This is a genomic window from Enterococcus sp. ZJ1622, assembly GCF_011038845.1.
Taxonomy (GTDB): Bacteria; Bacillota; Bacilli; order Lactobacillales; family Enterococcaceae; genus Enterococcus_B.
Genome location: NZ_JAAKDW010000004.1, coordinates 1 through 24,585 on the forward strand (window position 1 = coordinate 1; position 24,585 = coordinate 24,585).

Below are 24,585 nucleotides of genomic sequence, written 5' to 3' on the forward strand. Positions count from 1 at the left end.
TGAACAATCATATTTTAACGATTTGAAGGGCTTTTTGGTAGAACCCTTTATTCCCCACCCGCATAGCAGGTGGTTTTATGTTTCACTCGCTTTGCGAGCTCAACTAGGTCTAAAGACAATAATAAAAAAAGCTGCCCGAGTTTTCTCAGGCAGCTTTTCGATTAGCGCATTGTAGGGAATAATAATACGTCACGAATGGACTGTGCATCCGTTAAAAGCATGACTAAGCGGTCGATTCCGATACCAAGTCCCCCAGTTGGCGGCATACCGTATTCTAACGCTTCAAGGAAATCTTCATCCACACCATGTGCTTCATCGTTTCCTAGTTCCCGTTCTTTTTCTTGAGCTTCAAAACGTTCTCTTTGATCGATTGGATCATTCAATTCGGTGAAGGCGTTCGCGAATTCTCTACCGACGATAAACAATTCAAAGCGATCGGTGAATCTTGGATCTTCAGGATTTTTCTTCGCTAGCGGTGACACTTCTACTGGATGTCCATAGATAAAGGTTGGCTGTACCAGAGTTTCTTCGACAAATGTTTCAAAGAATTCATTGATTACGTGCCCTACACCCATTGCATCCGTTACTTCTACATTATGTTCTTTAGCAAGCGCTAAAGCTTCATCCAATGTCATCTCTTTCCAAAAATCAACACCAGTTTGTTCTTTGATTGCATCTACCATATGAACGCGTTTGAAGTCACTCTCCAAATCTACAGCTTGACCATCATAAGTAATCTTGGCTGTTCCCAGCACTTTTTCTGCTGCGTTACGGATGATGCCTTCTGTTAAATTCATCACATCTTGGAAATCTGTATAAGCTGTGTATGCTTCTAACATCGTAAATTCTGGATTGTGCGTTGTGTCGATCCCTTCATTACGGAATACTCGGCCGATTTCATATACTTTTTCCATACCGCCGACGATCAAACGTTTCAAGTGCAATTCCAAGGCGATACGTAAGTAAAGATCCATGTCCAATGCATTATGATGCGTGATGAATGGACGGGCTGCTGCACCCCCTGCTTCATTATGCAGCACTGGTGTTTCAACTTCGATATAGCCGTTCCCATCTAAATAGCGGCGAATCTCACTGATGATTTGACTGCGTTTCATGAATCGGTCAAAACTTTCACGATTGCTGATCAAATCCAAATAGCGTTGTCTGTAGCGTTGCTCCACGTTTGTCAAACCATGATATTTATCAGGCAGTGGGCGTAACGCTTTTGACAATATAGTGATTTCTGAGGCTTTGATCGATACTTCACCCGTGTCTGTTTTCATGATTTGCCCTGTTACACCGAAAAAGTCTCCTAAGTCTGCGTGTTTGAACACATCATAAGCTTCATCGCCTACTTGATCTTTACGTACATAGATTTGGATTTGCCCTTCACGATCTTGAAGATGCGCAAAGCCTGCTTTTCCTTTACCGCGGCGAGTCATCATACGTCCTGCTACGCTAGCAGTCAATCCCATTTCCGCTAATTCTTCTTTTGTTCTTGGATCAAAAAGTTCATGCAGCTCTGCTGAATTGTGTGTACGGTCAAAACGCTTGCCGAATGGATCAATCCCATTTTCTCTTAATTGCTCCATTTTTTGACGACGAACAAGCATTTGATCATTTAAATCTTCTACTTGATGTTGTTGTTCCTGTGTCACAAAAGTTCCTCCATTCTCATGTTAATCTCTTTCCTATAATGCCAATGAAACACAAAAAAAGCAAGCCGAACTTGAAGTTTCGGCTTGAAAATTCATGAAAAACTTAAAAATCACCTTTATTGTTTCACAGGAGATTTCTCTGTTTTTTCTAAAAACTGATCTAAGAGATCGTTGATTTCTTGCTGGTTTTCCGTATGATTGATTGCTGCTTTCACTTTAGCTGCACGCGAAATCCCCTTCAAATAATAAGAAGCATGCGTTCTGAATTCACGACAAGCGATGATTTCACCTTTCAAATCTACTAGACGTTCTAAATGTACCTTGGCTGTTTCGATTTTTTCTCTGGGTGTCGGTTCTGGAATCAGTTCGCCTGTCTCCAAGTATTGCTGCGTGCGGTGAATCATCCACGGATTTCCCAAAGCTGCTCGACCGATCATCACTGCGTCTGCTCCTACGTACTCGAGCATTCGCTTGGCATCTTCAGGTGTTTTTACATCCCCATTTCCCATGAATGGGACTGTCAGATGCTTCTTGACTTCTTTCAATACTTCCCAATCTGCTTTTCCTTCATACATTTGTACACGTGTCCGTCCATGCATCGCGATAGCACTAGCTCCTGCCGCTTCTGCTGCCAGCGCGTTCTGCACAGCAAAGACGTGCTGCTCATCCCAGCCGATACGCATTTTCACTGTCACAGGGATATCTACAGCAGAAGAAACGGCATGAACCATCTCATATACTTTGTCCGGATCCAGCAGCCATTTTGCTCCCGCTTCAGCTTTGATTATTTTATTCACTGGACACCCCATATTGATGTCGATGATGTCTGCTGTCGTATTTTCCTGTACGAATTGAGCGGCTTCTACCAACGTATCCTTATTTCCGCCAAATATCTGCAGACTCAATGGGTGTTCTGTTTCTTCGATGTGGAGCATCTCAAGCGTTTTTTTGTTCCTGAAATGGATCCCCTGGTCACTGATCATTTCGCAAACGACTAGGCCTGCACCAAACTCTTTCACCGTGACGCGAAAAGCAGCATTTGTGATTCCTGCCATTGGCGCAACGACTACACGATTCGGGATATCAACATTCCCGATTTTCCATGTGTGATCCAATTAGTTTCCTCCTAATGCTTCTGCTTTCAATTCTGTCAACTCTTGTTCTGTATATTCATATTTGTTATTACAGAAAGAGCAGACTGCTTCTGCGCCATGATCTTCTTCGATCATTGCCTGGATTTCTTCTGCGCCTAACGCGATGATCGCTTCAGCGAATTTTTCTTTTGAGCAGTCACATTTGAATTGGACAGGCATTTTTTCTAAAATATTCAGTTCATCTGTTCCTAGCAATCCCTCCAAGATTTCTTCAGGTGTCTGACCTTCATCCAATAAAGTGGAGATCCTTGGCGTGGTTTTTAATTGCTCTTCGATTTTACTGATCGTCTCGTCATCTGCACCAGGCATGATCTGGATCATGAACCCGCCTGCGGTTTTGATGCTGTCATCAGTGTTGACGAGAACACTTAATCCGACTGCTGATGGTATTTGTTCAGATATAGCGAGATAATAAGTGAAATCCTCTGCAATTTCGCCTGAAACGATCGGTGTTTGTCCAGAAAAAGGTTCTTTCAGCCCAAGGTCTTTTGTTACAGTAAACATCCCTTGTGTACCTACCGCCCCGCGTACGTCGATTTTTCCTTCAGCGTTCAATGGAAGACTCAAATGAGGATTCTTGATATATCCTTTTACTTCTCCCTTGCCGTTCGCATCCACTACGATACCATTTGCCGGGCCGTCCCCCTGGATCCGTACAGTCAATTTATCTTCACCTTTCAATGTCGCACCAAGCAAAAGACTACCAACTAATGTACGTCCTAAAGCCGCAGAAGAGGTGTGCCATGTATCATGACGCTCTTGCGCCTCCGCTACAGTATTTGTTGCTCGAACAGCATATGCTCGGACAAATCCGTCATGAGCAAGTGCTTTGATCAAATAATCTTCCATCATTTATGTACCCCTTTTTCCGTTTTTAAACTCATAGTGAATCATACTAGCAACTTTCATTTTTTTCAACTTTTGAATGCTTAACTTAAAAATAAATCAACGAACCGGGATTAAGAACTGCACTATCAAAAAAAGAACTGCGGACAAATCCGCAGTTCTTTCTAGTTTCTCGTTCTAGCGTTCATTCGAATCGTTCTTGGAGGAATGACCATCTGACTGATGTTCTTCTTTTTCCTCTTCGTTCAATTCATGTTTTGCTTCTTCAAAATCCTTTTTTTCTTCCGCTTGTTTTTCCGCGTCTTTTTCTTCCAAAGCACGTTTTGCTTCTTCGAAAGTTTTCGCTTCTTTTTCGCTTGGATAATCGGCAGATTCTGAACCTTCAGGCATTACACCTTTTTCGAACAGGGATTTGATTGCTTTTGCATCTAGTGTTTCGAATTCTAAAAGTTTTTCAGCGATCAGTTTATGCTGTTCACGGTGTGCTTCGATGATTTCACGTGCTTTGACATGTGCTTCCATCAGAATCTTGCGAACTTCCTGATCGATCTCGAATGCGACTTGTTCAGAATAAGCTTTCGTTTGACCGTAATCTCGACCAACGAATACTTGATGGTTTCCTTCGTATTGAACTGGACCTAAGCGATCGCTCATCCCATACTCTGTTACCATGCTTCGTGCTAAAGCAGTTGCTTGTTCAAAGTCATTTGAAGCCCCTGTAGATTGTACATTGAAGATGATTTCTTCTGCTGTACGTCCGCCGAGCAATCCAACGATTTGTTCAAACATATCTTCTTTTGTCATCAAGAACTGATCTTCTTTTGGCAAAGCGATCATATATCCGCCAGCGCGGCCGCGAGGGATGATCGTTACTTTGTGGACAACACGTGCACGGCTCAAAACAAGTCCGACGATCGTATGCCCAGCTTCATGGTACGCAACCATTTCGCGTTCTTTTTTGCTAATTACGCGGTCTTTCTTCGCAGGTCCTGCGATCACGCGATCTTCTGCTTCATCAATATCTGAAGCATCGATTTTCTTTTTGTTCCGACGAGCAGCTACAAGCGCCGCTTCATTCAAGACATTTTCTAAATCAGCACCGGCAAAGCCTGGTGTTTGTTGTGCAACGACTTTCAAATCGACATCGTCTGCCATTGGCTTGTTCCGTGCATGGACACGAAGGATTGCTTCACGACCTTTTACGTCTGGACGACCGACTAAGATCTGACGGTCAAAACGTCCTGGACGCAACAACGCAGGGTCCAATACATCGGATCGGTTCGTTGCGGCAATGACGATAACTCCTTCATTTCCGTCAAACCCATCCATCTCAACAAGCAATTGGTTCAATGTTTGTTCTCGTTCATCATGTCCGCCGCCCATGCCGGCACCACGTTGGCGTCCGACCGCATCAATTTCATCGATAAAGATGATGGCAGGGGCGTTTTTCTTCGCTGTTTCAAATAAATCACGCACACGGCTTGCACCGACACCGACAAACATCTCAACGAAATCAGAACCTGAGATAGAGTAGAACGGTACGCCGGCTTCTCCGGCTACAGCTTTCGCTAACAATGTTTTACCAGTTCCCGGAGGTCCTTCTAGAAGGACACCAGCTGGGATACGCGCGCCTAGTTCGACGAATCGGCGAGGATCTTTCAGAAACTCAACAACTTCGACAAGTTCTTGTTTTTCTTCTTCCGCGCCTGCTACATCTGAGAAACGTACGCGATTGGCTTTTTTATCTGCTTCTTTCGCTTTCGATTTCCCGAAGTTCATCACACGGCCACCGCCGCCACCGCCGCCGCCTTGTTGTCCCATCATCATATAGAAGAAGAAAATGATGATAACGATCGGCAAGAAGCTAAGCAGTAAGGATACCCAGACACCGCTACTTGATTCTTCTTTCACTGTTGTAGCGACATTATTTTCTTTTGCCAGATCTGTCACTTGGCTGAGTGTCGTATCATTTGGCAAAATAATCGTTGTAAAATGGGTAGTAGTCGTATCTGTTGAACCTAAGATAGCTAATCCGCCGCTGTTAGCGACTTTTTGCTGCTCTTTGTATTCACCAGTGATCTTATATACACCATTTGCAGGCTGTACTTCAAACTCTTTGATCTTGCCTGCTTGTAGTTGTTCTGTGAATTTTGAGTACTCGATATCTGACGATCGCTGGCCATTGTTACCAAAAATAAAGTAAACGACCATAACCATCGCTAAGATTACGAGGACATAATACAAGGCATTTTTCATCATGCCATTGTTCTTTTTGTTCATAGTTGCCCTCCCTAAGCGTCAATTTAATTTAGCAGTCTTTTATCAATCCTGACCATTCTATTGTACCATAATTTATGGAAGATACAGCACTAATTTGATTGATAAACACTTGGTTTCAATACACCGATGTATGGCAGATTACGATAAGCTTCTGCATAATCCAAACCATATCCTACGACAAATTCGTTCGGTACATTGAATCCGACATAGTCTGCTTCGATATTGACGACTCTTCCTTCTGGCTTATCAAGCAATGTCACGATTTTCACTGAGTTTGCTTTGCGATATTTGAAAAGATCGACCAGATAAGCGAGCGTACGTCCACTGTCAATAATGTCTTCTACGATCAGCAGATCACGACCTTCGACATTTGTATCCAAGTCTTTGACAATCTTTACTTCTCCTGAGGAAACCGTCGCATTTCCATAACTTGATACATCCATGAAATCCAATTCCAAGTACGTATCAATCGAACGCACGATATCTGCCATGAATGGAACAGCCCCTTTTAAGACACCTACCACTAACGGATTCGTGTCTTTATAAATCGCTGTTAACTCTTTGCCTAATTCTTCACAACGAATTTGTATCTCTTCTTTTGAAATCAAGACTCTTTCAATATCCTTTTCTAACATCAGTTTCTCCTTCCAATTGCTTCTTTTTGATATTTGTAAAGAAGTATGTAGTGTATTTTATCAGTTTCTGCACTAATACTCAAATGAGAATAGGCAAAAGGAAGCAGACTGTAGATATTTCTTTCTTCATCGGTGACGACCCAAGCCTGTTTTCTTTGTGAATCAGGTATTTTACGATCGATGAAATATCTGGAGATTTTTTTTGACAGCTTTTCAGTTAATTGGATGCGGTCACCAGGTTTCCGCTTATCGGCAAAAAGCTGCTGGTCAGGCGCAAGCCAAAGGTCATGCGAAAATTCCGACCATGTATGAATCGTTTGTGCTTCTTTTTCTGCTAGCTCCGGCGAGAACAAGCCAATCCATTCTGTCTCGCTGACATAAACCTTTTGATTCGGCACTAGCAAAAACTTCTCTGATTCCTCGTCACTACGTTCTTTCAGATTCTTCTTTTCAAGAACAACCTGTTCATACACTTGTCTCAGTACCCAGTCGTTTCCAATATCGATCTGCCACTGCCCTTTAGGATGATCTAATTGTGTCAGGATCAATTTAAGCTGCTGTTCTTTGATGACAATCTCTGTTTGCGGAAATGCCCAATCGAACAGACCTTGAAAAAAGAAGTAACGCTCATAGGATGCTAGAGAGCGAATCAGTGTTGTCGGTAATTCGAATCTTTCTGGGGATTCCACCACATTTTTTTCAATCAGCTGTCTCACTTGTTTTTGGATAAATAAATCCGCTTGCTGGATTTGATTGGAAAAATCCTGGAAATGCGCAATTGCTTGGCTGTTTTCCTTTTTCAGCTGAGGAACGACCAGATGGCGCAAACGATTCCGCTGCACATCCAGCTCCTGATTCGTAGGGTCTTCAAAGTAGACAAGCTGTTTAGCTTTTGCATACGCATAAAGTTGTGCCTTACTGAATCCTAACAAAGGTCGAACGAGTTTCCCAACAGAAAACTTTTGACTGCTTTTGATGCCAGAAAATGTTCGTAATTGTCCTCCGCGCAGAATCTTCATCAGGATCGTTTCGATTTGATCGTCTCCATGATGGGCAGTCATCAGCGTATCATAGTGATGCTCTTCCATCAGCTGTGCGAATGTGTCATAACGAAACTGGCGTGCAGCTGTCTCTATCCCATGATCTGCAGGTTTTTCCCAGATGACTGGATGCAACGTCAGATCCTTTTCTCGGCAATATCGTTTTACATAAGCTGCTTCTTGTGCGGACGCTTCTCTCAGCTGATGATCGACATGGACGACGCTCAATGAGAAACCTGCTTGCTGCTTTGCGATCAGCAATAGGTGAAGCAGAACCATCGAATCAACACCACCAGATACGGCGACTAAAATCTTAGAATCCTTTGTCCAAGCACCACTTATCTCATTCAGTCGAATAAATGACTGCTGTAAAGCGGCTGCTTTGTTCCCATCTTCTCCCATAGCCATTTTCTCCATCCTTTCTCCGTAAGAAAAAGAGAGCAGTCAAACGTCTAAAACGACAATCGACCTGCCCTCTATGAATTTTCTAGTGCTAGTTTTCTTATATTAAAAAGAAAGTAAACATCCTAGGCTTAGCTTTCCTTCATTTATGACATAGGACAACCAGAACCAGTTCTCTCTTATTTCCTGTCTTAGCTGCGACGTCCGCCACGTCCGCCACGTTTTCCTTCTGTATTGCGTTTCAAGGAAGTTAACCGATCATCACTATCTTTCAAAAATGAACTCATCAATGAATCGAAGTCTTCTTTGTTGTTAGTCGTTTGACTGCGAGAAAAAGGCTTTTTCTGCGTTGAACGGCTGCGATTATCTCGAGGATCCTTTTGCTGAAATTTTTTTGGACGGTGTTCTTCACCAGTTTCTGCTGGCTGTTCTTGCGCTTTGCGAATGGACAAGCCGATTTTTCCATCATCATTGACAGAAATGACTTTGACTGTGACTTCATCTCCCACACTCAAAACATCATGAATATCTTTTACATACCCGTTCGATACTTCACTGATATGAACGAGACCAGTTTTCCCGGATCCAAGATCAATAAATGCACCAAAATTTGTGATTCCTGATACTTTTCCTTGCAGTTTTGCGCCTACCTCGATTGACATAAAAAAAATGTTCCTCCTAATTATTCCCTTTTTTTATAATACTGCTTAGTTTGCAGTTGTAGAACTCGTTGATCGGTCGGATTCATCCGCTGAGCTGCCAGTATTCGATTCAAATACAGGATAGACTTTTTCGCCTTCTTTGGAATAAAAGAATTTGCTTCTGGCAAGCTTTGCAACATAATCGTCGTCTTTCAGCAGAGTGACGTCTTCATTCAGCTGACTGACGTCTGCTTTGACCTCTTTCATTTCCGTATTTGCTTCGACTCTCAATTCGTTCAATTGATTCATTCGTTGCATGTCATGGAAAATTTGTATACCTATGATCGCGAAAATGACCAAAGCACCTAAAAAGATCACAGCCAGTCTACGTCTTCGAAAAATCAGTTGACGTTGTTGCTGTTGAAATTCCGCATATTTCCTTTTGGCATATTCCGTATCCAGCGCAGCGATTTTATTGCTTTTTTTCGTCATCCATCTTCGCTCCAATCTTTTTTGATTGTCTTTTTTATTATACCAACATCCTGAATGCTTGTCTAATCTATTTCGCTCGTGTTTGAGGTACGATTTTCGGAAATGATCTCATACATTTTCAACGCGTCCTCTTTTTTCGTCGACTCATGTAATTCGCTGATTTTCACTTCCATTGTTTTGTTCCCGAATTGGATCTTTAGTATGTCGCCTACCTTGACGTCGCTTGAAGATTTGGCTAGTTTTCCATTGATTTGGATTCTTCCTTTATCCGCCACTTCTTTGGCTACGGATCGTCGTTTGATGATTCGGGAGATTTTAAGAAATTTGTCTAAACGCATCATGATTCCTCACTTTTCGCTTTTATTTTTGTTTTGGTTTTTATTTAAACGTAATATTTTTTTACCAAATGGCAGCATCAGCCACTCTCGAAGAGTAAACAGTTTTGTTCGAATGACGGCATAGATGAAAACAGTCGCTCCTAATCCTACACCTGCGAGACTTGCAAAAAATGCTGTTGATCGATGGGCGACAGGCCCAAAGATAAGACTCTGCACACCATAGTACATAAACAATGCAGCAATCATCCAGCCTAAACACTGCACCAGCTTCTTTCCAAATTGCCGTTCTTTCCAAAAGCTATTCAACGCTTCCGGTCCAGTGTGGACAAAGTACCATAACGTCACGGATAATCCTAGCAAGGTGGATAGGCTAGCGCCTACTGTACCTAGACTTCCTGTCAGAAAGGAAGTGGTCAAGCCTTTTGCCAGCAATCCCCAGCCAGCTCCTTTCAACGAAGGACGGAAGGAATTCCTGCTTTGCGCAATGCTTTGATAAGCTTGGATCACAGCGGTCAAAGCAATAGAAAATACAAATAACACTAGCGCAGCATTTCCTGCATAATCTTTGAACAACGCATAATTGATGTAAGGAAGCAAGACAGCTAGACCAACAGAAGCCGCCAACGCCAAAGCAGTCGTCAGCCGAAGATAGATCTTTGCCGTTTTGAGAAACTGATCATGTTCCCTTTGTGCCAGATAGCGTGTCAAAGCAGGCAAAAATGTTGCACTCAATGCCGTAGCAATCACCAGGCCCAGCTGCACCAAAGGCTGTCCACGGTCATAGACTCCCTTGGCGATTTTCGAATTGAATTCTGTCAGCCCATGGATCTGCAAGGCATTTTTGACAAAAAAAGAATCGATCAGCTGAAAAAAAATCAGCAATCCGCTATAGATAGAGACCAAGCCACCTTCTACTAGAAAACGACGAATCAAATGCTGCGTAGGCAGTCTGAAAATCGGGAATCGGCGAAAGCTCAAGGCACCTCCGTGGATTTTCCCCTCATAATAATGTAAAACCCCATACGCACACGCTCCACCAAAAACTGCACCGCTCATGGCAGCTGTTCCGGTTTCATAAACGGTCCAACCTAACTGCTTAAAAGCAATCGCACTGAAAACGATGATCGCCACCCGCACAAACTGCTCCACCACTTGTGAAACAGCTGTTGGTTCCATCAGAAATCTCCCTTGAAAATTCCCGCGATAAAAAGAAAGTCCCGGCATCAGTAAAAACGTGAACGACACCACTTGGATCAAGGGGCGCAGTTGTCCGTCCCCCATCAGCTGTGCGATCAGCTTGCTGAACAAAAAAGTAAACAGCCAAAGCAGCACGCCTGTCCAAAAAACAAGTGGATACAGATTTTGCAGTGCTTCTTTTCGCTTCAACGGGTCTTTTCTTTCCGCTACGTATTTCGAGATGAATTGCGGAAGTCCTGATAGAGCAAGTGTCATGGCGATCCCGTAAATCGGGTAGACTTGCTGATACACATAAAAGCCTTCGTCGCCGACTAAATTCTGGAGCGGTATACGATAGAGTGCACTTAGCACTTTTGCAACGAAAGAAGCAAGCGTCAGTACAAACGCACCTTGCATCACTCGCCGCATCTCTTTGTGGTCCAAAGGGGTCGCTCCTTCCTATGCTGTCAGGTATTTTTGTTCACGCAAGGCTTTGACAAACTGCTGGATCTCTAAAAGCCAAGCTGCTTCATCGAGTGATTGCGGAATCGTCAAACGGATCACCATCTGTTCTTTTTCGACACCTAGCCCCGCTTTCAATTTTGTCGCTGTCAATGCTTCGAATAATTGTTCTACGGTATATCGTTTCGTTCCGACTTTGCTTAGTGTGAAAATCACCGTCTGCTGCTGTTTTCGGATCGTTTCCAGCAATGCTCGATCCCCATCCATCTTGATCTGACCGATTGTCAGCAAATGAGCGACTTCTTTCGGATATTCACCAAAACGGTCTAGGAGATCATCTTCTAGTTCATCCAGCATTTCTTGCGAATCGAGTTCTCTGATCCGTTTGTAAATCTCGATTTTTTGACGCTGATCAGAGACGTACTGTTCTGGCAGATACGCATCGACACCTAGATCGATCTCTACTGTTGTTTTTTCCACTTGATTGTTCTTGCCTTGTTTGCGTGCTACTGCTTCGCTCAGCATCTGTGAATACATGTCAAAACCGACCGCATCAATAAATCCATGCTGCTGTGCACCTAAAAGATTGCCTGCGCCACGGATGGAAAGATCGCGCATGGCGATCTTGAATCCTGATCCCAGCTCGGTAAAGTCTTTGATCGCTTGCAGACGCTTTTCGCTGACTTCATTCAGGATCTTCTGCTGTTCATACATAAAGTAGGCGTAAGCTACACGGTTGCTTCTTCCTACGCGTCCTCGAAGCTGGTAAAGTGTCGAAAGACCCATATAGTCTGCATTTTCAACAAACAATGTATTCACATTCGGGATATCTACCCCTGTTTCGATGATCGTTGTCGTGATTAAGACATCATACTGTCCTTCGATAAAATCAAAAAGTGTATTCTCCAACTGCGCTTCGGTCATTTGTCCGTGCGCAAAACCGATGCGGGCTTCTGGTACGAGTTCCTGGATCTCTTCTACTTTTTGTTCGATCGTCTCTACACGATTGTACAGATAGAAGACTTGACCGCCTCGTCCCATTTCACGATGGATCGCCTCTCGGATTGCTCCGGGATTTTTTTCCATGACATAAGTCTGGATCGGGTATCGATTTGCCGGAGGTGTCTCGATCACAGACAAGTCTCTTACCCCTAGCATCGACATATGGAGTGTTCGAGGAATTGGCGTGGCTGTCAGCGTCAGAACATCGACTTGTGCTCGAAGCTGTTTCAATCGTTCTTTATGTTTTACACCAAACCGCTGCTCTTCGTCAATGATTAATAATCCTAAATCACTGAATTCAATATCTTTAGATAAGATCCGGTGAGTCCCCACGACAATATCTATTTGTCCTGTACGCAATTGTTCGATCGTTTCTTTTTGCTGCTTTCTCGTACGGAAACGGCTTAACAATCCGACATTGACTGGGAACCCTTCGAAACGTTCAAGCATCGTTTCATAATGCTGCTGTGCAAGAATCGTCGTTGGCACAAGGAAAGCGACTTGCTTGCTTTCTTTGATCGCTTTGAAAGCTGCTCTGAGTGCCACTTCGGTTTTCCCGTATCCCACATCACCGACCAGCAAGCGATCCATTGGTTTTTCTTTTTCCATGTCCCGTTTGATCTCAGCCGCACTACGCAACTGATCGTCTGTTTCAGAATAAGGGAAGGCATTTTCAAATTCCTTTTGATAAGCATCATCGGGTCCGAATGCGTACCCTTTTTCAGATTCACGAGCAGCATATAATTTGATAAGATCATCTGCAATGTCTTCGATTTTCGAAGTGACTTTCCGTTTGGTCTTCGTCCACTCGCTTCCTCCAAGCTTATTGATACGTGGCGCTTTGGATTCAGAGGCAACGTATTTCTGGATCAGATTCAGCTGAGTGACTGGAATAAACAGTTTATCATCATTCTGATACAGGATCGTCATGTAATCCTGATGGACACCGTCGACTTCCAGCGTTTCCATCCCGATGTATTTCCCGATCCCGTGGTTTGCGTGGACGACATAATCGCCAGCTTTCAATTCATTGTAGCTCTTCAGCCGTTCTGCGTTCGTCACTGTTTGCCGGCGCGTATGTTTCTTGGTGGTTTTTTGGAAAATTTCCTTTTCAGTAATCGTCACCAGTTTTTCTTGCGGCAGTTCGAACCCAGTTTGCAGGGCACCTTCGACCAGCTGGACTTGCCCTCTGATCAGTTTGTCTTTTTCTGTTTCTACTACTAATATGTCTTCATCCCGGAGCATTTCTTCTGCTTTTCGGATACGTTCTTTGGTTGGGATAAAAATGACTACTGTTTGCTTTTGCTTACGCCAACGGTCCATTTCTGTTTTCAATAATGGCATCTGACCGAAAAACTGCTGCATCGTTCGGTATTGGAAATGATGGATCGCTTGAAAGCGTAGATTGCCCATCCCTTTTTGGAACAAGGCAAAGAAAGTCGTTGTAAACTGTTCCTTTTGGACAAGCTTATGGACATCTGCGGTAAAGGTCTGCTCTGAAAACACGCGCATCTCACTGATTTTTTGTGTTTGCCACTCTGCTGCTTCGCGTTCGATCTCCCGATTCGTTTCCATGATTCGCTGATAATCGTCTACGACCAGCAGGCTGTTTGAAGGAAAGTAATCCAAGATCGTTACTAGTTCCGGGTATAAAAGATCAGTATAAAATTTCGCTTCGTCTGTCGGAATGCCCGCTTGCCAATTCGACATTAGCTGACCGAAGTATTCTTGTAAAAATTGACGGTCTGATTCATTTGCGGCAGTGGCTGATCTTTTTTCCAGTAATTTTTCTAATTCCGCCATCCCGTGAGCCAAATCATCTGCTGAATAGACCTGTTCGCTTGTGGGGGATACCCAGATTTCTTCCGTTTTATCGATGGAACGTTGTGTTTCCGCTTCGAAATAGCGCATCGAATCGATCTCTACGTCAAACAATTCTACACGCACAGGATACTCCATCGTCAAAGGATAGATATCGACAATACTGCCGCGTATACTGAATTCACCAGGTTTTGCAACCATCTCCTCACGAGTGTATCCCATCAATGTCAATTGACGAGGCAGGTTTTCGACATCGATTTCGTCACCTATCTGCCAGTGAAGCTGGGCATCCTTCCAGGTTTTCTGTTCAGGCAGACGTTTGTGAAGGGCTGCGACCGGCAATAGATAGATCCCCTTCTTTTTTCCCTGCAATGCATTCAAAGTAGCAACTCGTTCCGCTCTCGCTTCTGGAGAAGAAAAAGCCATTTCAGCCGAAATCACTTCATCTACTGGAAACAAATGAATCTGATCTTGCGGAATCACATGTTGAAGATCATCTGCTAATTGGTTCGCATAATACAGATTCGGCATGAGAATGATCAAATTTTTGTTCAATTTTTGAAAAGCCCGTGCAAATAAAAGAGTTTTTGCTGAACCAGCCAATCCTGTCACTAATTGCCTAGGCGTTTTTTCTTCTAACTTGCTGATCCATTCTTTTACTTGCACATCTTTTCCGACTAATTGGATAATATCCAAGTTTCTTCCCCCTTTCTCAATTGAATTCATTCATCGCGTCTACGAATGAATGCCCTTCGATCATAAATTCAGCAGCTTTTGCTGATTGGTCGATCGCTGCTTCTATCAGCGGCTGGTTTGCCTTGCTGAAAGGACTCAACACATGCTGAACGACCGTTTGTTTCCCTTCAGGTCTTCCGATCCCTACTTTTATCCGGTCAAATACGTTGGTATCCAAATGAGAGATGATACTTTTGATCCCATTGTGTCCACCTGCACTGCCTTTTTGGCGCAAACGGATTTTCCCGACTGCAAGATCGAGATCATCATAGATCACCAGCAGCTCTTCTGGATAGATGCCAAAATAAGTCATCAAAGGACCTACTGCACGTCCTGATTCATTCATGAATGTCTGAGGTTTGACTAGCAGGATCTTCTCTCCTCCTTGAAAGAACTCGGCTACTTCTGCCTCAAAAGGATTTTTTTTGAATACAGCTTGATGGTCCTGCGCAAGACGATCTACGACCATAAAACCGATATTATGTTTTGTTTTCTGATATTTCGTTCCTGGGTTTCCCAACCCGACGATCATTTTCATGTTTAAATACCACCTAATTCTAAAAAGCAACACAAAAGGCTGGACTGCTAGTCAGCGGTCCAGTCCATGGCTCATTTTTCTTTTTTGTACTTTCAATAGTAGTATAACACATAATGAGGTATTTCGGCTAAAAGAGATTCGTTAATAAATGATAAAGAAATTAAAATTTTCTTCAAAGTTTAATGGAACGCTTGTTTTTAAGAATAGTGAAATAACGCACATGTAAGCTTTTACATATAGAACACCTTCAAAAACTGTTACATTTCCTAGCCAAATAGGGTGACATGAGGCTTGAGAAATGTTAGCATAAGCATGGGAAAAAACAAATCAATGGAAGGATTGATATCAATGACTGCATCTGCAGAAAAAAAAGATCATCAAAAAGTTATTCTTGTCGGAGATGGCGCCGTAGGTTCTAGTTATGCTTTTGCATTAGTTACTCAAAACATTGCTCAAGAAGTGGGTATTGTAGATATAAACACTGCTAAAACTGAAGGAGACGCAATCGACTTGTCACATGCGTTGGCATTCACTTCTCCTAAAAAAATCTACTCTGCTACTTACGCAGACGCTCATGACGCTGACCTTGTTGTTATCACAGCTGGTGCTCCTCAAAAACCAGGTGAAACACGTTTGGATCTAGTAAATAAAAACTTGAAAATCAACCGCGACGTAGTAACTCAAATCGTTGAATCAGGTTTCAACGGTATTTTCTTAGTCGCTGCTAACCCAGTAGACATTTTGACTTACTCAACATGGAAATTCTCAGGATTCCCTAAAGAACGCGTTATCGGTTCAGGTACTTCACTTGACTCTGCTCGTTTCCGTCAAGCACTTGCTGAATTAGTTGATGTAGACGCACGTAACGTCCATGCGTATATCTTAGGTGAACACGGAGACTCAGAATTCCCAGTTTGGTCACATGCAAATGTTGCCGGTCTGCAAATTTATGAATGGGTGAAAAACAACCCTGATATCGATGAAGAAGCTATGGTCAACTTGTTCTTCGGAGTACGTGACGCTGCCTACACAATCATCGAGAAAAAAGGTGCTACTTTCTATGGTATCGCCGTAGCATTAGCTCGTATCACTCGTGCAATCCTTGATGACGAAAATGCTGTTTTACCATTATCTGTCTTCATGAATGGCGAATACGGCTTGAACGATATCTACATTGGTGCACCAGCTGTCATCAACCGTCAAGGTATCCAAAAAGTCATCGAAATTCCTTTAAGTGATAGCGAACAAGACCGTATGGCTGCTTCTGCTAAACAATTGAAAGAAATTTTGGATGAAGCTTTTGCTAAATTAGATGCTGAATAAGCTTATCTGAATATGTAATGCTCGGGAAAAGACCTTGTGTCTTTTCTCGAGTTTTTTTATTGGTTTCTAAATTTTTTCATAAAGAGCATTTAACCTTCGTCTTTTCGAATAAATTGTGCTATGATGATTGCGTTACACCCTAATCTATTTCTTAAGGAGTTGTCGCTATGACAAGAGCTTCCCACCGAAAAAAATCGACGCACATTGGCATACTCGCTGCCCTTGGTGTGATTTTGGTTCTCGTCGGTTTTTATACCTATCGCAGTACATATTACACAAAACACTTCCTGCCAAACACTGAGATAAACACAGTGAATGTCAGTAACCTGACGATCGAGCAAGCAAACGAAAAATTGAAAGATGCTTATTCGAACAAGACGCTTTCTATTGAAGATAACGGCAAAGTCTGGCAAGAAGTAGCGAAATCTGAGCTTGGCTACAAAAAAGATTTCTCGGAGGATCTCTCAAGCGTTCTGAAAGATCAGAATGCCTGGAGCTGGGGCATGAATTACGTGTCAGCTGCTGAGAAACAAGAGATCGACCCTCTTAGTACAGACCATGGAACCTTGGATGCTACTATCGAGAAACTGTCAGACGAATTAACAGAACTGAATAAAGAAAAAACGCCGACTTCGGATGCAACGATCGAGAAATCCGGCAATGCTTTCACCATCAAGCCAGAGGTCAATGGCGACACGATCGATGTGGATGCTGCAATCAAAGAATTGAAAAACACCGTCAACTCCGGAAGCAGCAAACTAGAATTGACCAACTTCAAAACAAAACCGAAAGTTACTTCTGAAGATAAAAATCTGAAGACACAATTGGATTCGATGAATGCAATCGCGAATGTGAAAGCAACTTATAGCATCAATGGCAATACGTTCCAAATCCCATCTACTGATATCTCTAGCTGGCTAACGTATACTGACGGCAAAGTCGATCTAGACAATGACAAGGTCAAACAGTATGTAACAGATTTAGGGGCAAAATACAACACAAGTACAAATGACACGAAATTTAAAAGTACAAAACGCGGAGAAGTAACCGTCCCAGTTGGTACCTACAGTTGGACGATCCAAACTGACGCTGAAACAGAGGCACTGGAAAAAGCGATCTTAGCTGGCAAAGACTTCACTCGTTCACCGATTGTGCAAGGCGGTACGACCGCAGATCATCCACTGATCGAAAACACGTATATCGAAGTTGATCTTGAAAACCAGCATATGTGGTACTACAAGGATGGACAAGTTGCTTTAGAAACAGATATCGTTTCCGGTAAACCAACTACTCCTACTCCAGCAGGCGTTTTCTACGTTTGGGACAAAGATGAAGATTCCGTTTTGAGAGGAACAAATGACGACGGAACGCCTTATGAAAGCCCAGTGAATTACTGGATGCCGATCGACTGGACAGGCGTGGGGATCCACGATTCAGATTGGCAGCCAGCATATGGCGGCGACTTATGGAAGACCCGAGGCTCACACGGATGTATCAATACCCCACCAAGTGTGATGAAAGAATTATTCGGAATGGTCGAAAAAGGAACTCCTGTACTGGTCTTTTAATCAAAAACAACCACCTGCAAGCAATTTGCAGATGGTTGTTTTTTTTCATTCTGTTACATTTCTGCTGAAGTGAAGACCTCTGATACATCATCATCGTCTTCTAGTCGTTCAACTAGTCGTTCTAATTGTTCCTGCTGATCTTCTTCCAGTACGATCGTTGTTCGGGGAATCATAGTCAGCTCTGCTTGAGCTAAGGTGAATTCTTTTTCCAATCGATCACGAACAGCCACGAAATCTTCTGGTGCGGTGTAGATTTCAAATACTTCTGGAGAGGTCTCCAAATCTTCTGCTCCAGCTTCCAGTACATCTTCAAACATCGTCTCTTCATCCACAGCCAAGCCAAAACGTTCGATCACGAGATATCCTTTTCGGTCAAACATGTAACTGACTGATCCGGTTTCTCCTAATGATCCACCATTTCGAGTAAATGCGACACGTACATTCGTTGCCGTACGATTTCGATTATCTGTCAATGCATGGACTAAAATCGCGACCCCACCTGGTCCATAACCTTCATAAGTGATCTCGTCATAATTGGTCTCATCTGCGGCACTTGTTGCTTTTTTGATCGCCCGGTCGACATTGTCATTGGGCATGTTCGCTGATTTTGCTTTATCTACTACTAAACGCAATGCGGGATTCATCGCCGGATCAGGCCCACCCGCTTTTGCTGCCATATAGATTTCTCTAGAAAGCTTTTGAAAGATTTTTCCACGTTTTGCATCCTGTGCGTTTTTTCTTCCCTGGATGTTGTGCCATTTACTATGTCCTGACATGTTGATTCCTCCCTTATATTCCACACTACTATTTTAGACCTTCTACTGAAAAAAGCAATTCTAGTACAATCAGACTTTTTCAGTCACAATCGTTTTTTGAAAGCAGCGAAAAGCACACATAAGACAACTGCTGTCAATGCACCCATGGAGTCTAGCATCACATCTTGGAACATCGGTGAACGACCACCTGTCATCATCTGATGAAATTCATCTAATCCAGCATACCCCGTTGCAGCAAGCCAGGCAAGGATACTAGTCAGCCACCAGATTTTCATTTTCGGAAATACACCTAAAAACAGGCTTCCGCCCAGAATGAAGTACGTACCGAAATGCGCTGCTTTTCGAATGAAAAACTCAATGAAATTAGCGTAACCTAGATGGTTGATGCTCACTTCGCTGCCGCCATACATAAAGCGGATATCCCCCAGCATTTCTTTAAACGGCTGATTAGGCAGCCACTGCGTTATTCGAGATACCTGAGACTGCTGTCCATAGGTTTGTGATGAGCTGTAAAATAAAACAGCGATGATCACAAATGCGATCACTAAATAAAAATTACCGTTTTGTCTTTGATTTTTGAATGAATTCATAGGTCACCTCTGTTTTCTATCTTAGCCTTTTTTTCGAAAAACAACAATCGTTTCAAGACTTCTTCATTGATAAAATGATATACTTAAAATTGTACGATCATATGGAAGGAGTTTTTTTATGAGCTATTCATTAGTTTGGGATTTAGATTCGATTTTTCCAGGAGGCAGCCACTCCACGGCTTTAAACGAACGTATGGAACAACTAGGACATCAGATGAATGAGTACTATCAACTTGTCAGTCAATGGGAATATTCCGCTGGACATCAAGAACAGCTAACAGCTATCTTGCAGCTTCAAGAAACGATCACTGATGGATTCACGCAGTGTGATAGCTATATCACTGCTTTACTTTCTGCGAATGTATCAGATGCTCAAGCAAAGATCCTTTCTGGCAGACTGTATGCGTTATTACCTAAATTGCAAGCAGCTGAAACAGTTTTGTCGAATAAATTTGCAGAAATATCTGACGATGACTGGAAAGCACTCACAGCAAATGATTCTTTGCAAAAGATCGCTTTTCGGTTGAACGAGATCCGTCGTGATGGCTCACAGTTATTATCAGAAGCAGAAGAAAACATCATCAACACGCTTTCTCTTGATGGGCTTAATGCTTGGAGCAGCCACTACGATACGATCGTCGCAAGTATCACGATCCCTTTTGAAGAAGATGGGAAAATGATCGAATTATCAGCTGGACAAGCATTCAACAAGATGATGGGTGATCCTGATCCTCAAGTACGTAAAAATCTATTCGATGCTTGGGAAAAAGCCTGGCAGGAAAAAGCCCCTCTGCTGACCGATACGTTGAACCATTTGGACGGCTTCCGTCTTTCTGCTTATAAATTGCACGGAATCGATGATTTTTTGCAAAAGCCTTTGGAATACAATCGCTTGAAGAAAGAAACCTTAGCCGTCATGTGGGAAACCGTCCAAAAAAACAAGCAGCCTTTAGTGGATTACTTGACGCGTAAAGCCAATCTTTTCGGTAAAGAGAAAATGGAATGGCAAGACCAGGATGCACCAATCATTTTAGGTGATTTGAAGGAAAAAACCTTCACTTTTGATGAAGCTGCCGCATTTATTATCGAAAACTTTAAAAAATTCAGTCCGAAAATGGCTTCATTCGCTCAATCTGCCTTTGAAAAGAGCTGGATCGAAGCAGAAGATCGTCCTGGAAAACGTCCAGGAGGATATTGTACGGAGCTTCCAGAGACAAAAGAATCCCGTATATTCATGACTTATAGTAATTCGGTCAATGAAGTGGCTACCTTAGCCCATGAACTTGGTCATGCGTTCCATAGCAGCACGATGTGGGATCTGCCAGCTCTCAATCGGGAATATGCAATGAATGTAGCAGAAACTGCAAGCACTTTTGCTGAGCTGATCGTAGCTGACGCAACACTCAAAGCTGCACAAACGAAAGAAGAGAAAATCAATCTTCTAGATACGAAACTGCAAAACGCTTTGGCAATGTTCATGAATATCCATTCTCGGTTTATCTTTGAAAATCGTTTCTATGAAGCACGTCAAGAAGGTTTGGTAGCAGAAGATACGATTACAAACATGATGCTCGAAGCCCAAAAAGAAGGCTATCAAGATGCCTTAGCAACCTATCATCCATATTTTTGGGCAGCGAAACTCCATTTCTTCATAGATGATGTCCCATTTTACAATTTTCCGTACACGTTCGGTTACCTATTCAGCTTAGGGATCTATGCCTATGCGAATAAACAAGGCTCAAGCTTCGAACAGGAATATATCGACTTGTTAAGAGATACTGCTTCGATGACAACGGAAGAACTTGCACAAAAACATCTTGGAGTAGACTTGACTCAGCCTGACTTCTGGCAAGCCGGGATCGACATGGTCTTAGAAGACATCGATACGTTCATGGAATTAACAGAGACATTCATTTGATCATCGATTCCATCACAATAAAAAAAGAGTTAGTCCAAATCGGGCTAACTCTTTTTGAATAGTCATTCTTACATGCTGACAGCAAAGTCAGGTGCGAACCATTGAACTGATCCGACTTTCACGCTTTCGCCAGGTTGTGGTGCGTGGATATATTGTCCGCCGCCCAAAGCAATCGCTACGTGATAAGTTCCGCCAGCTGCGCCCCAGAATAGCAAGTCTCCAGCTTTCGCTTGAGAAACTGCGATTTTAGTTCCGGCAGCTTCTTGAGGAACTGTGTATCCACCGATGTCACGGCCAGTTACTTGCAAGTAAACATAGCGTGTGAATCCAGAACAATCGAAACCACTTGGATCTTTACCGCCCCAAACATACGGTGTACCGATATATTTGTAAGCTTCCGCTACGATTGCCGCGCCGTTCACGCTGCCAGAAGGTGCTGGAGCTGGTGTTGGATCAGGCACAGTTGGTGTTGCAGGCGTTGGTGTTGGTGTTGGTGTCGGAGTTGGTGTTGGAGCAGGTGTGCTGTCTTGTGTACCATTTCCGTTTCCAGGATCAACGCTTGGTTGTTCTGTAGTTGGTGCTGTTGGTGTTGAATCTTCTGTAGAAGATTCAGGCACTGTTGTTTCTTCTGTTGCTGAAGACTGAGCAGCTGATGATGAATCTTCTGTTGCAGATGAAGATTGTGCAGCTGATGATGATGCTTCAGTTGTTGAAGATTGAACAGTTGATGATGCTTCGGTTGCTGAAGTTGAAGATTGTGCAGCAGCTTGTGCTTGTGCTTCAGCTTGCGCTTGTTCACGTGCTTCTTTTTCAGCTTTTTCTTGTGCAGCTTGTTGACGTGCTTGTTCAGCTAAACGTTCTTGTTCGCGGATACGAGCTTGTTCAGCTTCTGCTTCTGCTTTCTTGCGGTTCAAGTCAGCTTTCTTGTCTTCAGCAGTTGCTTGTTCAGCAGCTAATGAAGTTTTCAATACATTCAAGTCAGCTTGTTTTGATAAAAGATCGCCTTTTTGAGCTTCCAAAGTTGCTTGGTTCGCAGCTAATTCTTTCAATTTAGCGTCGTTTTCAGCTTTTTTGTCTTCAACAGCTTTTTTATCTTGTTTTTGTTGTTCCATCAATTCATTGTTTGCTTTTACCATTGTCGTCATCGCTTGGATACGGCCAACAGCATCAGCTAATGAATCAGCGTCCATCACTGCATCGATGTAGTTTGAGCTTGTGTTGCTCACTTGTGCTTCACGTGCTTGTTTTTGGATTGTTTCTTCGCGTTTTTCAATACGTTCTTGTAGATCTGCAATGTCTTTTTCTAATTGAGCAGACTCTTGACGCAATGTGTCTTGTTTTGATAGTAAGTCTTGTGCTTTCGTGTTGATTTCAGAAACTTGGCTTTCCAGCGCATCGATTTGTGATTGCGCATCTGCTTGTTGGTTCTGCAAATCTGCAATTTTTTGATCCTGTTGTTGTATCTGTGAATCAAAATCGTCCGCCGCGGCAGCGATCGGTGATGCTACGGCAGTTAAGGTCATTGAACACACCATTACTGCTGATATTAAACTTTTTTTCACTCTTCATTCCTCCGACTGGCTTAATTTAATAAATATCTAAACATATTTAAGTCTTTCTTAACGATAACAAAATTGTACCATAGCAGTATGTCAGCGATATAATAGTTATGTTACAAAAATGTTTCAAATCGACCTCTAAAAATGACAAATTTGTTCGTTTACAAAAAAGAAAAAAAAAAGAAATTATTCATCGCTGAATAATTTCTTAAATGGAAAGATAAACAATACGAAAAGAATCATATTCAATAATAACGTAGGACCTAAGAAGCGAGTAATGAAATACGTACTGTTCACAACAGCTAGTTTGAAAACCAGTTGGACTAGCATCGTAAACAACTCATACCCTGTAACGAAGATGATCATACTGAAAAATTCAGTAAAAACGTTGATATGAATGATTTTTTTCATGGAATACATGAGGAGCACGATCACAGGGATCGCTACGGCATAGATTCCGATCACCCCAATATAGTAGGCATCGAAAATCGCACCGATAATGATCGTCGTTATCAATAAATAACGTTTCGAAAACTTAAGACTGCAACATAGCAAAGCCAGTATCAAAAAATGAGCAGTCGGCATATACACACCATGTGTCCATTCACCTAACATCCTTGTCATATGCCCATCGATCAGCATCAGAAAAAACAAAATGACCGGCAGATAATATTTCATTGTTTCTTTTTTCAACATGGACTATTCCTCCACAAGTCGTTGGACAATCGTCACAACTGACAGATCATACATTTGTGCATAAGGCTTCACATAGATTTCTCTATCCAAGCCATAGCTGTCAGGTTTGGTCTTCATGACTGTGCCAATCGGCAAGCTGGCTGGTGAATTGCCGCCAAGTCCTGAGGTTTGGACGACATCCCCTTCTTTGATATTCGTCTCTCCAGTCAACTGGGTCACGACTAACGCTTGCAGTTTTTCGTCATAGTTTTTTAGTAACCCGAATGCCTCACCGCTGTCAGAGGAAACTCGGACTGGAAAATGATTCGAACTTTCATTGGATGAAGTCAGCAGCTCGATTTTTGAAGAAGCTGTATTGACTTCCACTACTCGTCCAATCAATCCTTCTTGAGACATAACGGCCATGTTAGCTTCGATTCCGTCTTTTGAACCTTTATCGACGATCAACATATCCTGCCAGCTGTCTGGCGAGCGGGTGATCACATTTGCCGTCACTTTCTCATAACTGGTCAATGTCTGATTCAGGTTAAGCTCTTTTTTCAATGCTTCGATTTCTTTTTCATAATTTTTATTTTGCTGGGCGACTTCATCATAGCTATCGATTTTTTCTTTCAGACGCTCATTTTCAGAATAAGTGGAAAATAGGTTATGGACGGAATTCACCCCATTTTCGACCCATCGTACGGGAGCAGAGATTGTTTTATCAATCATTGCCACACTGTCATTAACGATAGATTGGAAGAAATTAGGCTTTCCTTCGTTCGCTCGCTGGGCAGCGGTCACACTTAATATCGTCACCACAATGATAACAATAACTAAGGTAATAATAATATTTTTATTAGGATTGAACTTCTTCACAAAGACACCTCGAATTAATTAGACTCTTAAGTTCAATTTTATCACTAAATACAGCGAAACAAAAGGCAAGTCGCTTC

20 protein-coding genes are annotated in these 24,585 nt (G+C 42.6%); 3 read left to right on the forward strand and 17 right to left on the reverse strand.

The window, feature by feature from the left end:
* Positions 1 to 161 precede the first annotated feature (161 nt).
* The 12 genes from lysS to pth form a co-directional block, all read right to left on the reverse strand.
* The gene (gene lysS / locus G7Y42_RS04615; protein WP_165005254.1) at positions 162 to 1,658 is read right to left on the reverse strand and encodes a lysine--tRNA ligase; all 1,497 of its coding nucleotides are present in this window, start codon (positions 1,656 to 1,658) and stop codon (positions 162 to 164) included.
* A 116-nt stretch (positions 1,659 to 1,774) separates the two neighbouring features.
* Positions 1,775 to 2,773 (reverse strand): tRNA dihydrouridine synthase DusB, encoded by a 999-nt coding sequence (gene dusB / locus G7Y42_RS04620; RefSeq protein ID WP_165005253.1) that lies wholly within the window; start codon positions 2,771 to 2,773, stop codon positions 1,775 to 1,777.
* Positions 2,774 to 3,661 (reverse strand): Hsp33 family molecular chaperone HslO, encoded by an 888-nt coding sequence (gene hslO, locus G7Y42_RS04625; RefSeq protein WP_165005259.1) that lies wholly within the window; start codon positions 3,659 to 3,661, stop codon positions 2,774 to 2,776.
* A gap of 174 nt (positions 3,662 to 3,835) precedes the next feature.
* Complete coding sequence (ftsH, locus tag G7Y42_RS04630) at positions 3,836 to 5,938, reverse strand: ATP-dependent zinc metalloprotease FtsH (RefSeq protein WP_165005252.1); 2,103 nt, start codon at positions 5,936 to 5,938, stop codon at positions 3,836 to 3,838.
* 89 nt (positions 5,939 to 6,027) lie between these two features.
* Positions 6,028 to 6,573 carry a hypoxanthine phosphoribosyltransferase gene (hpt, locus tag G7Y42_RS04635; RefSeq protein WP_165005251.1) on the reverse strand — a complete coding sequence of 182 codons (546 nt, stop codon included), beginning with the start codon at positions 6,571 to 6,573 and terminating at the stop codon, positions 6,028 to 6,030.
* Entirely contained in the window at positions 6,573 to 8,021 is a 1,449-nt protein-coding gene (gene tilS, locus G7Y42_RS04640) for a tRNA lysidine(34) synthetase TilS (RefSeq protein WP_277424421.1), read from the reverse strand. The genes hpt and tilS overlap by 1 nt, the downstream gene beginning before the upstream one ends.
* Before the next feature lie 185 nt (positions 8,022 to 8,206).
* Entirely contained in the window at positions 8,207 to 8,677 is a 471-nt protein-coding gene (locus tag G7Y42_RS04645) for a S1 domain-containing RNA-binding protein (RefSeq protein ID WP_165005249.1), read from the reverse strand.
* Positions 8,678 to 8,722: 45 nt separating this feature from the next.
* Entirely contained in the window at positions 8,723 to 9,148 is a 426-nt protein-coding gene (locus tag G7Y42_RS04650; protein ID WP_165005248.1) for a septum formation initiator family protein, read from the reverse strand.
* Positions 9,149 to 9,210: 62 nt separating this feature from the next.
* Complete coding sequence (locus G7Y42_RS04655; protein ID WP_165005247.1) at positions 9,211 to 9,486, reverse strand: RNA-binding S4 domain-containing protein; 276 nt, start codon at positions 9,484 to 9,486, stop codon at positions 9,211 to 9,213.
* A gap of 9 nt (positions 9,487 to 9,495) precedes the next feature.
* The gene (locus G7Y42_RS04660) at positions 9,496 to 11,106 is read right to left on the reverse strand and encodes an oligosaccharide flippase family protein (protein ID WP_165005246.1); all 1,611 of its coding nucleotides are present in this window, start codon (positions 11,104 to 11,106) and stop codon (positions 9,496 to 9,498) included.
* A 15-nt stretch (positions 11,107 to 11,121) separates the two neighbouring features.
* Positions 11,122 to 14,643: a transcription-repair coupling factor gene (mfd, locus tag G7Y42_RS04665; protein WP_165005245.1), complete on the reverse strand. Its 3,522-nt coding sequence runs from the start codon at positions 14,641 to 14,643 to the stop codon at positions 11,122 to 11,124.
* 16 nt (positions 14,644 to 14,659) lie between these two features.
* Complete coding sequence (gene pth, locus G7Y42_RS04670) at positions 14,660 to 15,220, reverse strand: aminoacyl-tRNA hydrolase (RefSeq protein WP_165005244.1); 561 nt, start codon at positions 15,218 to 15,220, stop codon at positions 14,660 to 14,662.
* 348 nt (positions 15,221 to 15,568) lie between these two features.
* On the opposite strand from pth, the gene G7Y42_RS04675 reads away from it, so the two are divergent.
* Positions 15,569 to 16,543: an L-lactate dehydrogenase gene (locus G7Y42_RS04675; protein ID WP_165005243.1), complete on the forward strand. Its 975-nt coding sequence runs from the start codon at positions 15,569 to 15,571 to the stop codon at positions 16,541 to 16,543.
* Between the two features lie 167 nt (positions 16,544 to 16,710).
* On the forward strand, positions 16,711 to 18,111 hold the full coding sequence (locus tag G7Y42_RS04680; protein WP_165005242.1) for a L,D-transpeptidase family protein: 1,401 nt from the start codon (positions 16,711 to 16,713) through the stop codon (positions 18,109 to 18,111).
* Positions 18,112 to 18,164: 53 nt separating this feature from the next.
* Here the strand turns inward: G7Y42_RS04680 and G7Y42_RS04685 are convergent, their stop codons facing one another.
* Both G7Y42_RS04685 and G7Y42_RS04690 read right to left on the reverse strand, forming a co-directional pair.
* Positions 18,165 to 18,887, reverse strand: a complete 723-nt coding sequence (locus tag G7Y42_RS04685) for a YebC/PmpR family DNA-binding transcriptional regulator (RefSeq protein WP_165005241.1) — start codon at positions 18,885 to 18,887, stop codon at positions 18,165 to 18,167.
* A gap of 83 nt (positions 18,888 to 18,970) precedes the next feature.
* Complete coding sequence (locus G7Y42_RS04690) at positions 18,971 to 19,477, reverse strand: VanZ family protein (RefSeq protein WP_165037829.1); 507 nt, start codon at positions 19,475 to 19,477, stop codon at positions 18,971 to 18,973.
* A gap of 118 nt (positions 19,478 to 19,595) precedes the next feature.
* Here G7Y42_RS04690 and G7Y42_RS04695 point away from each other — a divergent pair, with 118 nt between their 5' ends.
* Positions 19,596 to 21,395, forward strand: coding sequence for a M3 family oligoendopeptidase (locus tag G7Y42_RS04695; RefSeq protein WP_165005239.1), 1,800 nt, complete (start codon positions 19,596 to 19,598; stop codon positions 21,393 to 21,395).
* 68 nt (positions 21,396 to 21,463) lie between these two features.
* Here the strand turns inward: G7Y42_RS04695 and G7Y42_RS04700 are convergent, their stop codons facing one another.
* The 3 genes from G7Y42_RS04700 to mreC all read right to left on the reverse strand — a co-directional run bounded on the left by G7Y42_RS04700 (position 21,464) and on the right by mreC (position 24,508).
* On the reverse strand, positions 21,464 to 22,957 hold the full coding sequence (locus tag G7Y42_RS04700; RefSeq protein ID WP_165037831.1) for an NlpC/P60 family protein: 1,494 nt from the start codon (positions 22,955 to 22,957) through the stop codon (positions 21,464 to 21,466).
* Between the two features lie 183 nt (positions 22,958 to 23,140).
* Positions 23,141 to 23,650 carry a rod shape-determining protein MreD gene (mreD, locus tag G7Y42_RS04705; RefSeq protein WP_165005237.1) on the reverse strand — a complete coding sequence of 170 codons (510 nt, stop codon included), beginning with the start codon at positions 23,648 to 23,650 and terminating at the stop codon, positions 23,141 to 23,143.
* 3 nt (positions 23,651 to 23,653) lie between these two features.
* Positions 23,654 to 24,508, reverse strand: a complete 855-nt coding sequence (mreC, locus tag G7Y42_RS04710) for a rod shape-determining protein MreC (protein WP_165005236.1) — start codon at positions 24,506 to 24,508, stop codon at positions 23,654 to 23,656.
* Positions 24,509 to 24,585: the final 77 nt, after the last annotated feature.

What these genes read in the sequence shown, in the direction of transcription:
- hslO (WP_165005259.1), bottom strand. Translation starts at nt 3,661, where the DNA reads ATGGAAGATTATTTGATCAAAGCACTTGCTCATGACGGATTTGTCCGA.
- ftsH (WP_165005252.1), bottom strand. Translation starts at nt 5,938, where the DNA reads ATGAACAAAAAGAACAATGGCATGATGAAAAATGCCTTGTATTATGTC.
- hpt (WP_165005251.1), bottom strand. Translation starts at nt 6,573, where the DNA reads ATGTTAGAAAAGGATATTGAAAGAGTCTTGATTTCAAAAGAAGAGATA.
- tilS (WP_277424421.1), bottom strand. Translation starts at nt 8,021, where the DNA reads ATGGCTATGGGAGAAGATGGGAACAAAGCAGCCGCTTTACAGCAGTCA.
- G7Y42_RS04645 (WP_165005249.1), bottom strand. Translation starts at nt 8,677, where the DNA reads ATGTCAATCGAGGTAGGCGCAAAACTGCAAGGAAAAGTATCAGGAATC.
- G7Y42_RS04650 (WP_165005248.1), bottom strand. Translation starts at nt 9,148, where the DNA reads ATGACGAAAAAAAGCAATAAAATCGCTGCGCTGGATACGGAATATGCC.
- G7Y42_RS04655 (WP_165005247.1), bottom strand. Translation starts at nt 9,486, where the DNA reads ATGCGTTTAGACAAATTTCTTAAAATCTCCCGAATCATCAAACGACGA.
- pth (WP_165005244.1), bottom strand. Translation starts at nt 15,220, where the DNA reads ATGAAAATGATCGTCGGGTTGGGAAACCCAGGAACGAAATATCAGAAA.
- G7Y42_RS04675 (WP_165005243.1), top strand. Translation starts at nt 15,569, where the DNA reads ATGACTGCATCTGCAGAAAAAAAAGATCATCAAAAAGTTATTCTTGTC.
- G7Y42_RS04680 (WP_165005242.1), top strand. Translation starts at nt 16,711, where the DNA reads ATGACAAGAGCTTCCCACCGAAAAAAATCGACGCACATTGGCATACTC.
- G7Y42_RS04685 (WP_165005241.1), bottom strand. Translation starts at nt 18,887, where the DNA reads ATGTCAGGACATAGTAAATGGCACAACATCCAGGGAAGAAAAAACGCA.
- G7Y42_RS04690 (WP_165037829.1), bottom strand. Translation starts at nt 19,477, where the DNA reads ATGAATTCATTCAAAAATCAAAGACAAAACGGTAATTTTTATTTAGTG.
- G7Y42_RS04695 (WP_165005239.1), top strand. Translation starts at nt 19,596, where the DNA reads ATGAGCTATTCATTAGTTTGGGATTTAGATTCGATTTTTCCAGGAGGC.
- mreD (WP_165005237.1), bottom strand. Translation starts at nt 23,650, where the DNA reads ATGTTGAAAAAAGAAACAATGAAATATTATCTGCCGGTCATTTTGTTT.